Origin of the sequence: Streptomyces sp. H39-S7 (genome assembly GCF_027158205.1) — a bacterium.
Classification (GTDB): domain Bacteria; phylum Actinomycetota; class Actinomycetes; order Streptomycetales; family Streptomycetaceae; genus Actinacidiphila.
Window position 1 is genome coordinate 60,964 of record NZ_JAPVLU010000020.1, and the last position, 13,362, is coordinate 74,325.

Consider the following 13,362-nt stretch of genomic DNA (forward strand, 5'->3'; position numbering starts at 1 on the left):
GACCAGCCCGTCGCGCTGGTATCGCTGCCGCCGCTGCTTGATACCGCTGGCCGTCACCGTGTGCCCGGCCGCCGTCAGCTCCGCCGCCTTGGACAGCTCGCGCTGAGCCAGCGAGTTCTGCCTCGGGTCGAACCCCGGGCGGGGGACTGCCCCATCCGGAGCATCAGGCGGCAGACCCTGCAGGACCTCCAGGATGTGCCCCTCCCACCAATGAGCCTGTTCCGCTGCCGACTCAGGGAACTCCCCGATGCGCGCCGTCGGCGGAACCCACCGCCCCGGCTCACTCACGGAGCACCTCCGTCAGACAGGCGCACGACCGTGCGCGGCCCCAGCAACTCAACCGACAGATCTTCCGCGACCAGTTCCTGGCGCCAGAGCAAATGGAAGAGCGTGGGCAGCGTCGCAAGCCGGTCCCCGGCCGTATCAGCCCCTGCCAGCAGTGGGCCCGGCGTCGCGAAGACCTCCAGAAGTCGGTTCGCGGCCCTGCGGTGCAGGCAACGGGGATGCCGGTAGCGCGATAGCCACCGAACATTCGCCAGCATCACTGCCTCCGGCACCCCGACCCGCTCGAACCTCCACCCTGCCTGAGCGCAGGCGACCCGCGTAGCCTCGAACGCCTCCACGTCCTTCGGCTCGATCCGCTCGTCCGCGCGGACATCGATGACTACCGCCGAGCCGTCCGTGCGGCGTACGAAGTAGTCCGGGGCGTGCCGACGCTCCCGTTTGCCGTCGTGCCAGTGCAGCCAGAACGGTTGCGAGGCGATCCCCACCACCTCGGGATCCGAGTCCATGAGCACAAGCCGGTCCCGCTCCAGCCAGGACTCGAAGCCGACGTGCTGCCCAGTCGTGGCCGCCCAGTACCAGCCCGCAAAGTGACGCTCACCACGCGACCACCGAAACGGCCGTACGGGCGGTGTGTCCTCAAAGCGGGCCGTGACACAGTCCAACAGCGGACGCCGTTGACGCTCGCACGCAGCGTCTATGTACGAGAGCTCGACGTACGGTCTCGCGAGTTCCACCCCAGCCGGTACAGCCACCTAGCACCCCCAGTGCGTCCACCCCGTGCGACTAGCTTCACTGAGACGGAAGGCGAAACGACTAGGTTCGTTGAGTAAACGACTCGATTGGATGAGACCGGTCAGGGGGTGCCGGGGCATGACCCCGCACCGGTGATGTACTAGAGTTATCTCGACATCGAGATATCTGCCGAGGCGTACCACGCCGCAGTCACCGAGCTGCTAGGTAAGGCATACCTAACTTAGCGCTCACCTTAGCGGATCGGCATGGAGTCGTGTCGGTCGTGTCGGCTGGATTGCGGTGGTACGCGCGAATTACATGCATGAAGGAGACTGTCGTGTCGGCGAACAGCTTCGACGCCCGCAGCACGCTGCAGGTGGGCGACGAGTCGTACGAGATCTTCAAGCTGGACAAGGTCGAGGGCTCCGCCCGCCTTCCCTACAGCTTGAAGGTCCTGCTGGAGAACCTGCTCCGAACCGAGGACGGCGCGAACATCACCGCCGACCACATCCGGGCCATCGGCAACTGGGACGCGAGCGCCCAGCCCAACCAGGAGATCCAGTTCACGCCGGCCCGCGTGATCATGCAGGACTTCACGGGCGTGCCCTGCGTGGTCGACCTCGCCACCATGCGTGAGGCCGTCAAGGAGCTCGGCGGCGACCCGTCGCGCATCAACCCGCTGGCCCCGGCCGAGCTGGTCATCGACCACTCCGTGATCGCCGACAAGTTCGGCACCCCGGAGGCGTTCGCGCAGAACGTGGAGCTGGAGTACGGCCGGAACCGGGAGCGCTACCAGTTCCTGCGCTGGGGCCAGACCGCGTTCGACGAGTTCAAGGTCGTCCCGCCGGGCACCGGCATCGTTCACCAGGTGAACATCGAGCACCTGGCCCGTACCGTCATGGTCCGCAACGGCCAGGCGTACCCCGACACCCTCGTCGGCACCGACTCGCACACCACCATGGTCAACGGCCTGGGTGTGCTGGGCTGGGGCGTCGGCGGCATCGAGGCCGAGGCCGCGATGCTCGGCCAGCCGGTGTCGATGCTCATCCCGCGCGTCGTCGGCTTCAAGCTGACCGGCGAGCTGCCGGCCGGCACCACCGCCACCGACCTGGTGCTCACGATCACCGAGATGCTGCGCAAGCACGGCGTCGTCGGCAAGTTCGTCGAGTTCTACGGTGAGGGCGTCGCCGCCACCTCGCTCGCCAACCGCGCCACCATCGGCAACATGTCGCCGGAGTTCGGCTCCACCGCCGCGATCTTCCCGATCGACGACGAGACCCTGAAGTACCTGCGACTGACCGGCCGTGACGCCCAGCAGGTCGCGCTCGTCGAGGCGTACGCCAAGGCGCAGGGCCTGTGGCTGGACCCGGCCGCCGAGCCGGACTTCTCCGAGAAGCTCCAGCTCGACCTCTCCACGGTCGTCCCCTCCATCGCCGGCCCGAAGCGCCCGCAGGACCGCATCGTCCTCGCCAACGCCTCGCAGCAGTTCTCCCAGGACGTGCGCAACTACGTCGAGGACGACGACGAGGCCGGCAAGGAGTCCTTCCCGGCCTCCGACGCCCCGGCCGCCACGAACGGCGTGCCGACCCGTCCGACCCTGGTCACCCTCGCGGACGGCACGTCCTTCGAGATCGACCACGGCGCCGTCACCGTCGCCGCGATCACCTCCTGCACCAACACCTCGAACCCCTACGTCATGGTCGCCGCCGCGCTCGTGGCCAAGAAGGCGGTCGAGAAGGGCCTGACCCGCAAGCCGTGGGTCAAGACCACCCTCGCCCCGGGCTCGAAGGTCGTCACCGACTACTTCGACAAGGCCGGCCTGACCCCGTACCTCGACAAGATGGGCTTCAACCTCGTCGGGTACGGCTGCACCACCTGCATCGGGAACTCCGGTCCGCTGGACGAGGAGATCTCGAAGGCGATCAACGAGCACGACCTGGCCGTCACCTCGGTTCTCTCGGGCAACCGCAACTTCGAGGGCCGGATCAACCCCGACGTCAAGATGAACTACCTGGCGTCGCCGCCGCTGGTCGTCGCGTACGCCATCGCGGGCTCCATGAAGGTGGACATCACCAAGGACGCCATCGGCGCCGACACCGAGGGCAAGCCGGTCTACCTCCAGGACATCTGGCCGACCGAGGCCGAGGTCAACGACGTCGTGGCGAACGCCATCGGCGAGGACATGTTCAACAAGTCCTACAAGGACGTCTTCGCCGGTGACGCACAGTGGCAGGCGCTGCCGATCCCGACCGGCAACACGTTCGAGTGGGACAGCGAGTCCACCTACGTCCGCAAGCCCCCGTACTTCGACGGCATGACGATGGAGACCACCCCGGTCACCGACGTCGCCGGCGCCCGGGTGCTGGCCCTGCTGGGCGACTCGGTCACCACCGACCACATCTCCCCGGCCGGTGCGATCAAGGCCGACACCCCGGCCGGCAAGTACCTGACCGAGCACAAGGTCGAGCGTCGCGACTTCAACAGCTACGGCTCGCGCCGCGGCAACCACGAGGTCATGATCCGCGGCACCTTCGCCAACATCCGGCTGCGGAACCAGATCGCACCGGGTACTGAGGGCGGCTTCACCCGCGACTTCACCGTCGAGGGCGGGCCGGTGGCGTTCATCTACGACGCCTCGCAGAACTACCAGGCCGCCGGCATCCCGCTGGTCATCCTGGCGGGCAAGGAGTACGGCTCGGGCTCGTCCCGCGACTGGGCCGCCAAGGGCACCGCGCTGCTCGGCGTCAAGGCCGTCATCGCCGAGTCCTACGAGCGCATCCACCGCTCGAACCTGATCGGCATGGGCGTCCTGCCCCTGCAGTACCCGGAGGGCGTCACCGCCGCCTCCCTGGGTCTCACCGGCGAGGAGACCTTCTCCTTCACCGGCGTGACCGCCCTGAACGACGGCGGGATCCCGGAGACGGTGAAGGTGACGGCCGGCGACGTCGCGTTCGACGCCAAGCTGCGCATCGACACTCCCGGCGAGGCGGACTACTACCGCAACGGCGGCATCCTGCAGTACGTGCTGCGCTCGCTGATCACCAAGTAAGCACGCCCCGAGCGCGGGCCACGACGGCCTGCGGCGGTGGTCCGGACGGACCGCACCCCTCACCCAGGGGTGCGGTCCGTCCGCATTTGTCCTTCAAGAATTGAAGGCAAACGGGGTGATCGGTGGTAGATAAGTGAAGGCAGATGCCTACTGTTCTAGGAGGTTTTACAAACGGAGTCTGCCCCTCCGCGTTTCGGCCAGGTCTCAACTCGGGAAAGCTTCACGGCCAAACGGGCTTTCGATCTTGCCCTCTCAGCGGGAAGTGGACTATACCTGTCGCGTCCAGAGAAGCCCGCGATCGCGGGACGGGGCGGGGGGATCGACGGGCCGAAAACGCCCGCTCGTGGCAGGACCCCCCCTCGGTGGATGGCAGCATCACTGAAGCTTCATCTGTTCGCGGGCGCCGGCGGATTCCGCTGCACCGCATGAGTCCTGTAGAGGGCGAGGACTTGAGCATGGGATCCGAACTGAACCGCCGGGATCTGGTCAAGCGCGCGATGGCCGTTGGCCTGGTCGCCGTACCGTCGGCATCTTTCCTCACCGCGTGTGCCTCCGACAGCGGTGACAAGACCGACAAGCCCAAGGAAACGGGCACGGTGTCCGCCAAGAACCCGCTCGGTGTCAAGGAGGGCGCGCCTCTCGAGGCGTTCATCTTCAAGGGTGGCTTCGGCGACGACTACGTCAAGAACGCCGAGGCCGCTTACAACACCACGTACAAGACGACGGTCAAGCACACGGGCACCCAGGCCCTGGGCCCGAAGCTGCAGCCGCGCTTCGCCGGTGGCAGCCCGCCGGACGTCATGGACAACTCGGGTGCCGAGAACCTCGACACCGCGGCGCTCGCCAAGCAGGGCAAGCTCGTCGACCTCACCCCGCTGCTGGATGCCGCGTCCTTCGACGACCCGGCGAAGAAGGTCCGCGACACGCTGATCGCCGGCACCGTCGAGCAGGGCCAGTACGGCGGCAAGGAGGTGTACGCGCTCAACTACGCGTTCACCGTCTACGGCACCTGGTACTCCAACAAGCTCTTCAAGGAGAAGGGCTGGGCGTACCCCCAGACCTTCACCGAGATGCTCGCGCTCTGCGAGAAGATCAAGGCCGCGGGCATCGCGCCGTACACGTACCCGGGCAAGTACCCGTACTACGTGCACTTCGACATCTTCGCCCAGATCGCCAAGGCCGGCGGCGTCGCCGGCATCAACGCGATCGACAACCTGGAGCCGAACGCGTTCAAGACCGACGCGGTCAAGGGCGTCATCGAGTACTACGAGCAGCTCGCCGCCAAGGGCTACATCCTCCAGGGCTCCGAGGGCAAGACCCACATCCAGGCGCAGACCGACTGGACGAAGGGCAAGGCCGCCTTCATCCCGAACGGCTCCTGGGTGGAGAACGAGGCAGCGCCCACCATGCCGAAGGACTTCGACCTCGCGGTCGGTGCCATCCAGGGCGGCGCCAGCGACAAGCTTCCCTTCGGTGCCATCCGCGCCGCGGCCGGTGAGCCCTTCATCGTCGCCAAGGACGGCAAGAACCCGGCCGGCGGCATGGAACTGCTCCGCATCATGCTGAGCAAGGCCCAGTCGAAGGCGTTCACCGAGTCCCTCAAGTCCCTGACCGCCGTCGCGGGCGCCGAGGAGGGTCTGACCCTGACCCCGGGCCTCGCCTCCGCGAGCGCGGGCCTCAAGGCCGCCGCCGCCAACGTCGTGAACCCGCGGCTCGGCGACTGGTACAAGAAGCTGAATGAGGAGACCATCGGCAACCTGACCCTCGACCTGCTCTCCGGCAAGATCAAGGCCGCCGAGTGGATCACCAAGGCGCAGGCAGCCGCTGACGCGACCGCGAAGGACTCCTCCGTGCCGAAGTTCAAGCACGCCTGACGCTGCTTCCTTTCCACTGGCTGAGACGAGAGCGACCGGCGACATGCGACACGGCAAGTACCGGTTCATCATCGGTTTTCTGGCAATTCCCTTGGCGTTGTACGGGGTCCTCGTGATCTCGCCCTTCATCCAGGACTTCCAGATCTCGATGACGGACTGGAGCGGAATCACATCCGACAAGAAATTCATCGGGCTCGACAACTACCAGAAGCTCATGCACAACGACCTCTTCTGGAAGGCGTTGTCGCACAACATCATCATGCTGCTGGTGGTGCCGCTGGTGACGCTGTCGCTGGGTCTGTTCTTCGCCTTCATGCTCAACGTCGGAGGCCGCCGCAGAGGAAGTGCTGCGGGGGTCTCCGGCGTGCGGGGATCGTCCATCTACAAGGTGGTCTTCTTCTTCCCGCAGGTGCTGTCCGTCACGATCATCGCTGTGCTCTGGCAGCAGATCTACAACCCGGACAACAAGGAAGGCCTGCTCAACGCCCTGCTGGGCAACCTGGGCCTGGCCTCCCTGCAGCACGCGTGGCTGGGCGACAAGTCCACCGCGCTGGCCTGCATCATGGTCGTCATGATCTGGGCGAACGTCGGCTTCTACGTCGTCCTGTTCTCCGCCGGGATGGCCTCCATCCCGACCGAGATCTACGAGGCGGCGCGGCTGGACGGTGCCGAGCGCGGCACCACGTTCTTCCGGATCACCCTGCCGCTGCTGCGTGACACGGTCGCCACCGGCTGGGTGTACATGGGCATCATGGCCATGGACGGATTCGCGTTCGTGCAGCTGATGTCGGTGAACAACGGCGGCCCCGACGAATCGACCGACGTGCTGCCCCTGCTGTTGTACAAGACGGCCTTCCGGGACAACAGCCAGTTCGGTTACGCGGCCTCGATGGGTGTGGCGATGCTGATCGTGACGCTGATCTTCGCCATTCTCAGCATGCGGCTGTCGCGCCGCGACCGTATCGAGTTCTAGGGGTGGCGCGATGACGACGAACGCAGTTTCTGTGGAAAAGCAGAAGTCGGCGGCACCGACCGCCAACAAGACCAAACGCAACTGGCGGCGCAGTGAGGGAGGCGTGCTCAACGTCTTCTCCCACGGCTTCCTCCTGGTGTGGGCGCTCATGGTCGGCGTGCCGATGCTCTGGGTGCTCTGGAGCTCGCTCAAGACCTCGGGCGACATCGTGGGCAGCCCGTGGTCGCTCCCGACGCACCTGCACTTCGACAACTGGTCCCGGGCCTGGAACAAGGCCAACATCGGCCAGTACTTCATCAACACGGCGATCGTGGTGGGCTTCTCGACGCTCGGCACGATGATCCTGGGCTCGATGGCCGCCTACGTCCTGGCGCGCTTCGAGTTCTTCGGGAACCGGTTCATCTACTTCCTGTTCGTCGGGGGGATGGCCTTCCCCGTCGTGATGGTGCTGGTCCCGCTCTTCTTCGTCACGAAGAACCTGGGCCTGCTGAACACGTTCCCCGGGCTGATCCTGGTGTACATCGCCTACTCGCTGCCCTTCACCGTGTTCTTCATGACGTCGTTCTTCCGGACGCTGCCGACCTCGATCGCGGAGGCGGCGCTGGTCGACGGGGCCTCGCACACCAGGACCTTCTTCCAGATCATGCTGCCGATGTCGAAGCCGGGCCTCATCAGCATCGGCGTCTTCAACGTGCTGGGCCAGTGGAACCAGTACCTGCTGCCGATCGTGCTCAACCAGGGCGACACCAAGAACTGGGTGCTGACCCAGGGGCTGGCGGACCTGGCGACGCAGCAGGGGTACGCGGGCGACTGGGCGGCGCTCTTCGCGGGTCTCGCCATCGCGATGCTCCCGGTGCTCGCCGTCTACATCGTCTTCCAGAAGCAGATCCAGGCCGGCCTCACCGCCGGTGCGATCAAGTAGCACGGCACGTCCGGCACGGGTGACCGCGGTACGGACGGGGGCGGCGTGAGCGGTCTTCCGCGCGTCACCCTCAACACCGGCACGGCGATGCCGCAACTGGGCCTGGGCGTCGGTCATCTGACCGACGCCCAGGCCGCTGTCGCGGTGTCGACGGCGCTGGAGTGCGGCTACCGCGGCATCGACACCGCCGCGGTGTACGCCAACGAGCGAGGTACCGGCCGGGCGCTCGCCGCCTCGGGGCTGCCCCGCGCGGACCTCTTCGTCACCACCAAGCTGTGGAACGCCGACCAGGGCCACGACCGGACGCTGCGGGCCTTCGACACCTCGCTGGCCGCGCTCGGTGTCGACTACGTGGACCTGTACCTGATCCACTGGCCCCAGCCGGCCCGGGGCCTGTACCCGGAGAGCTGGCGGGCGCTGGAACGCGTGCACGCCGAGGGGCGGGCCCGTGCCATCGGCGTCTCCAACTTCGATGTCCCGCACCTCGAACGCCTGGCGTCCGGACCCGGCATCGTTCCGGCCGTCAACCAGATCGAACTGCACCCCTGGTACCAGCGGCCCGCGCTGCGGGCCCACCACCGGGAGCACGGCATCGCCACCGAGGCCTACAGCCCCCTGGGGCATGGCGGGGACCTCCTCGCGCTGCCGGTGCTCACCGCCATCGCCGACCGGCACGGGGTGAGCGCCGCCCAGGTCGTCCTGCGCTGGAACCTGCAGCTCGGCCACATCGCGATCCCCCGCTCGGCCGACCCGGACCGGATCCGGCGCAACGCGGACCTGCTGGGCTTCGCCCTGGACGACGCGGAGCTGGCGGCCGTCGCGGGCCTGGACGCGGGCCGCCGCCTGGGGCCCGACCTCAACGGCTGACCCCGGCGCGGCGGTCCCGTCAGACCGTCACGCGGTGCGCCTCGTCCCTGATCCGCTCCAGCAGCGCCGCCTGGCGCACCAGCGACTCCCCGTACGCGTCGAAGGGCGCGCCCGTCAGTACGCGGTCGGCGAACGCCCGGGCCCCGTTGGCGTACTGGTCGTCGGCCGGCAGCTCCACGTCCTCCACCGCGTCCTGCCGCTCCCAGCGCACCGCGGGCAGCAGGTCGGCGGGCGGGGTGAAGGCCCGGTCCACGCTGATCCGGCCCTCGCTGCCCCACAGCGCGTAGGTGGTGCGGTAGGAGGAGTCGAAGCCGAAGGAGAGCTCGGCGGCGACGCCCGCCGGGGTGTGGAACAGCGCGCTGCCGCCCACGTCCACGCCCGTGCGCCCGTCGATCCGCAGCTGGGAGCCGGCCAGGGTCAGGTCAGGGCCGAGGAAGTACGTCGCCGCGCGGACGGTGTAGGCCCCCACGTCCAGCAGGGCGCCGCCGCCCAGCTCCGGGCTGTTGCGGATGTCGCCGTCGGGGCGTGGCGGGACGCCGAAGGCGGAGCTGAAGACGCGCGGTTCCCCGATCGCGCCGGCGGCGATCCGTTCCCGCACGGCCGCGTGCTGGGAGTGGTGGAGGAAGAGGAAGTTCTCCATCAGCCACAGACCGCTGTCGCGCGCCGCGGCCACCAGTTCCGCGGCCTCTCCGGCCCCGGTCGTCAGGGACTTCTCGGCCAGTACGTGCTTGCCGGCGGTCAGTGCCCGCAGCGTCCAGGCGTGGTGCAGGCCGGTGGGCAGCACCACGTACACGGCGTCGACGTCGTCCCGCTCCAGCAGCGCCTCGTACCCGGTCACGGGCTCGCCGCCGAACCGTTCCGCGAACCGCGCCGCCTTCGCCGGGTCACGACTGGCCAGCGCCGTGACGCGGAGGCCCGGGACGGTGGCGATGGCGGGCAGCATCTTGCGCCAGGCGAAGTCGGCGCAGCCCAGCACCCCGAGCCGCAGTACGCCGGGGGCCGGTTCTGGCTCGCTCATCGGGGTTCCCTTCCCAGGTTCCTCGGCCCGCGGCGCCGGTCACAGGCTCCGCGCGCAGGCGAGCAGGGTGCGCGCCTCCACGTTCAGATAATGGCCGTGGCCCACCAGTTCCCGCAGCTGGGACACGGTCGTCCAGCAGAAGTCCGGCGGCACCCGGACCGGTATCTCGTCCCCGACCTCGATCAGCCGGTAGCGGGTCCTGGCGTGGTAGAACCGTCCGCCCTCCTCGGACAGCACGGTGTCGAAGCGCACCCGGTCCCTCGCGGCCCCCTCCACCACGTCCAGGAACGGCGGCTCCACGCCGCCGTCACCGGCCGCCGCGTCGGGGAGCTGCACGGTGGGGGCGATCTCGACCCGGTCCAGTAGCCCCGGCTCGTGCCCGGCGCGGGCCAGCAGGTGCGGCACGCCGCCGATCCGGCGGACGAGGAACGCCGCCAGTCCCGTCGCGCGGGGCGCGAGGAGCGGCTGCGTCCAGCCGGGCACCTCGCGGTTCCCGGCCTGCACCCGGACCGCGATGACGTCGAACCGCTCCCCGGCGACGTCCGCTATCCGCCGCGCGGACCGGGTCCACCCCGGCACCCCGGCCAGCGGCACCAGCCGCGCGGACCACTCGCAGCGGGTCTTGGCCTCGGTGAACCAGCTGAGGACGTGGCCCAGGGAGTGGTGCGCGGCTCCGGGGGAGCCGAAGCCTCCCCGGTCCGCGGGGAAGGGCAGGGAGGCGATCACGGAGCGGCTGTCCATGTTGACGAGGTCGTCGATCCGCAGCATCCGCCGCAGGTCGTCCCAGGCGACCCACTGGTGGTCCTCGTGCAGCGGAACGTCCTCGGTCACCCGCACCACCATGTTGCGGTTGCGCTTGTGCCAGAACCAGGTGCCCTGCTCGGACTGCAGGGAGTCCGCCAGGACCTGCCCGCGGCCGGGGCCGCGGAAGTGGTCGAGGTAGCGGGTGGGCCGGCCGCCGTGCACCCGGGTGTAGTTGCTGCGGGTGGCCTGCACGGTGGGGGACAGCTGCAGGGTGTTGATGTTGCCGGGTTCCATCTTGGCCTGCATCAGGCAGTGCGGGACGCCGTCGAAGTCCTTCACGAGGATGCCGAGGACGCCGAACTCGGGCTGGTGGATCACCGGCTGCGTCCAGGCCGCCCGGCCGGTTCCGCCGGTCACCCGCAGCCCTTCCACCGAGAAGAACCGTCCGCTCCCGTGGACCAGGTTCCCGGTCGGCTCGTCGAACGACCAGCCGTCCATCTCGTCGAACGGGATTCGGGTGACGTCGAACCAGCCCGCCCTGGCGCGCTTGGTCCACCACTCCTGGAACGGTTCCGAGACCCCTTGCCAGTTCATCGCCCGGGCACCGGGACGAAGTGCGGGCTGAACGTCTCGTGCAGGTGGATGCGGCTGCCGTCGGAGCAGTTGATGAGGTACTCCTTGAACGCGCAGGGCGTGCCGGCGCCGCCCGGCGGCCAGTCGGCCAGCCCGTTGTCGAGGATGACGCGGTGCTGCAGGGAGTTGCGGGCGCGCAGTCCGAGGCCCAGGGGCGTCGGGTCCTGGCTGTCCGCCAGCCACGGCACGGCCGCCCCGTCGAAGACGACGCGGTTGCTGCTGACGACCTCACCGCCGGGGGTGAGCAGCGCGGATCTGCGGAGCACCGGCTTGGCGTGCGGCGACAGCCCCAGCGCGTCGAGGACGCGGTGGTCCAGGGACGCCGCGTCGACCGGGAGCTGGGAGTCGACGCGGACGGAGAGCCGGCAGCCGATCAGCGACTCCAGCAGGATCGTGGTCGATCCCTCGCTCTCCAGCAGCATGCGGGTCTGCGGCGGCAGGCCCGTGAACGTGCCGCGCGAGGTGCGGTGGATACCGGGTGCGGAGTTCTCCATGACTAGCGCGGTTCCGGCGTGAGGAGCGGCTTGCCCATGGCCGACCGGGGGATCTCGTCCAGGAAGCTGATCTGCCGCGGCATCTGGTGCGGTGCCAGCCGCGACTGGCACCACGCGAGCAGTTCCGCGACGGTGAGCGCCGACGTGGTGACGACGCGGGCGGCGGGCACCTGCCCGCGCACGTCGTCGGGGGCGGCGACGACCTGGACGTCGGCCACCGCCGGATGCCGGGCCAGCACCCGTTCGATCTCCGCGGGACTGACCTTCTTGCCCGCGACGTTGATGATGTTCTTCAGCCGGCCGCTGATCCGGATGCCGCCGTCCTCGATGCGGGCCAGATCGCCGGTGCGGTACCAGTCGCCGTCGAAGTCGAGCGGGAGCAGGCCGTCGGTGCCGGTGTAGCCGGCCGCCAGCGCGTCGGTCCGCAGTTGCAGTTCGCCGCCTTCGGGCACCCCGTCGACGGGGGCCAGCCGGGGGACGACGCCGGGGAACGGCGCGCCGACCTCGCCCGGCCGCTGCCGCCCGTCGCTGAGGGCCGCGGAGAGCGCGCCGGTCTCCGAGGAGCCGTACGCGTTGTAGAGCGCGAAGTCGTACCGCCCGGTGATGGCCCCGGCCGCCTCCGGGGGCAGCGGGGCGCCCGAGGACACCGCCATCCGCAGCTCCCCGAAGTCCAGCGGCGTGGCGGAGCCCGCCAGCAGCTGGAACTGGAAGGGCAGCCCGACCAGGGTCCGCGCACCGTGCTCGCGCACCGCGCGGGCCAGTTGGGAGGGGACGGAGCGGGAGGCGACGTGCCGGATCGGGGCGCCGTGCAGCAGGGGCGCGGCGATGCCGTAGGCGAAGCCGTAGCAGTGGAAGGCCAGGGTGCTGACGACGCCCGGCAGGCCCTGCTCGTACCCCATGAACGCGGCGATCCGGTGCGCGTCGCTGAGGACGGTGGCGGCCGGCCGGACCACGCCGGTCGGCGTGCCGGTCGACCCGGAGGTGAGGAAGATCTGGGAGCGGGCCGGGATGCCGGCCAGGCTGTGGGTGGCGGGCCGCAGGTGAGTCCACAGCTCGACGCCGCCGTCCGAGGTCAGGACGGCCGGCGGCCCCGCCGCTCCCCGGGGCGTCGCGCCGTCCCGGACGACGAGCCCGCCGAAGTCGGTGGGCGCGCCGGGATCGCTGTGCAGGACCGGCAGTTCCGCCAGGTCCGCGGCGAGGGTGACCACCGCGCGGACGGCCGCGTCGGCAACGTCCACGACCACCGGCACTCCCGCGGTGGGGTGCCGCCCGAGGTGCTCCGCGAACACCTCCGCCGCGGTGATCAGCTCTCGGTGGGTCCACTCCCGCTTGCCCGAGATGAGTGCGACCGCGTCGCCCCGCCCCGCGCCGTCCCGAACTGCCGCGAAGAATCCGGCGTCCGCCACTGCTCCTCCTGGATTTCCGGGTCGAGAGCCGGTCAGCGGTGGGTGAGGACGAAGTCGGCCATCCTGCCGACGGACTGGAAGTTCTCCACGTCCAGGTCCTCGTCCGGGATGGTGATGTCGAACTCCGACTCCAGCCACACGAGGGTCTCCAGGATGCCGAGGGAGTCGAATCCGGCGAACTGCCGCAGATCATCGCCCTCCTGGAGCGCGGACCCGCGCGCTTCCGGCAGGGTCTCCGCGAGGCGGCTGACGAGCGCCGCCACGACTGTCTCCCGAGAAATCATCGTCCCTCTCCCACGCCTTGGCAGGACCGCCCCGTTGCTCAACCGCTAGGTTGTCTAGACCGGTTGAAGGCGCGAGCGTAA

Annotated in this window: 11 protein-coding genes; 5 read left to right on the forward strand and 6 right to left on the reverse strand. The window is 69.2% G+C overall.

Annotated features, from left to right (window positions below; genetic code table 11):
* Window positions 1-284: 284 nt before the first annotated feature.
* Window positions 285-1,037: a TnsA-like heteromeric transposase endonuclease subunit gene (locus O3X23_RS20675; protein ID WP_269272929.1), complete on the reverse strand. Its 753-nt coding sequence runs from the start codon at window positions 1,035-1,037 to the stop codon at window positions 285-287.
* Between the two features lie 317 nt (window positions 1,038-1,354).
* On the opposite strand from O3X23_RS20675, the gene acnA reads away from it, so the two are divergent.
* From acnA to O3X23_RS20700, 5 genes are all read left to right on the forward strand, one after another.
* Window positions 1,355-4,066: an aconitate hydratase AcnA gene (acnA, locus tag O3X23_RS20680; RefSeq protein ID WP_269272930.1), complete on the forward strand. Its 2,712-nt coding sequence runs from the start codon at window positions 1,355-1,357 to the stop codon at window positions 4,064-4,066.
* A gap of 455 nt (window positions 4,067-4,521) precedes the next feature.
* Complete coding sequence (ngcE, locus tag O3X23_RS20685) at window positions 4,522-5,940, forward strand: N-acetylglucosamine/diacetylchitobiose ABC transporter substrate-binding protein (protein WP_269272931.1); 1,419 nt, start codon at window positions 4,522-4,524, stop codon at window positions 5,938-5,940.
* A gap of 43 nt (window positions 5,941-5,983) precedes the next feature.
* A complete protein-coding gene (locus O3X23_RS20690) occupies window positions 5,984-6,913 on the forward strand; it encodes a carbohydrate ABC transporter permease (RefSeq protein WP_269272932.1) in 930 nt (309 codons plus the stop codon).
* A gap of 10 nt (window positions 6,914-6,923) precedes the next feature.
* Window positions 6,924-7,835 (forward strand): carbohydrate ABC transporter permease, encoded by a 912-nt coding sequence (locus O3X23_RS20695; RefSeq protein ID WP_269272933.1) that lies wholly within the window; start codon window positions 6,924-6,926, stop codon window positions 7,833-7,835.
* 45 nt (window positions 7,836-7,880) lie between these two features.
* Window positions 7,881-8,702 (forward strand): aldo/keto reductase, encoded by an 822-nt coding sequence (locus O3X23_RS20700; protein WP_269272934.1) that lies wholly within the window; start codon window positions 7,881-7,883, stop codon window positions 8,700-8,702.
* 19 nt (window positions 8,703-8,721) lie between these two features.
* On the opposite strand, the gene O3X23_RS20705 is transcribed toward O3X23_RS20700, so the two are convergent.
* Genes O3X23_RS20705 through O3X23_RS20725 form a run of 5 tightly spaced genes read right to left on the reverse strand, consistent with a single transcriptional unit; the run spans window position 8,722 to window position 13,281 of the window.
* The gene (locus O3X23_RS20705) at window positions 8,722-9,720 is read right to left on the reverse strand and encodes a Gfo/Idh/MocA family protein (protein ID WP_269272935.1); all 999 of its coding nucleotides are present in this window, start codon (window positions 9,718-9,720) and stop codon (window positions 8,722-8,724) included.
* A gap of 39 nt (window positions 9,721-9,759) precedes the next feature.
* Entirely contained in the window at window positions 9,760-11,058 is a 1,299-nt protein-coding gene (locus O3X23_RS20710; RefSeq protein WP_269272936.1) for an NDP-hexose 2,3-dehydratase family protein, read from the reverse strand.
* Entirely contained in the window at window positions 11,055-11,591 is a 537-nt protein-coding gene (locus O3X23_RS20715; RefSeq protein WP_269272937.1) for a hypothetical protein, read from the reverse strand. The genes O3X23_RS20710 and O3X23_RS20715 overlap by 4 nt, the downstream gene beginning before the upstream one ends.
* A 2-nt stretch (window positions 11,592-11,593) precedes the next feature.
* Entirely contained in the window at window positions 11,594-12,997 is a 1,404-nt protein-coding gene (locus tag O3X23_RS20720) for a class I adenylate-forming enzyme family protein (RefSeq protein ID WP_269272938.1), read from the reverse strand.
* Between the two features lie 32 nt (window positions 12,998-13,029).
* Window positions 13,030-13,281 (reverse strand): acyl carrier protein, encoded by a 252-nt coding sequence (locus O3X23_RS20725; protein ID WP_269272939.1) that lies wholly within the window; start codon window positions 13,279-13,281, stop codon window positions 13,030-13,032.
* Between the last annotated feature and the right edge of the window lie 81 nt (window positions 13,282-13,362).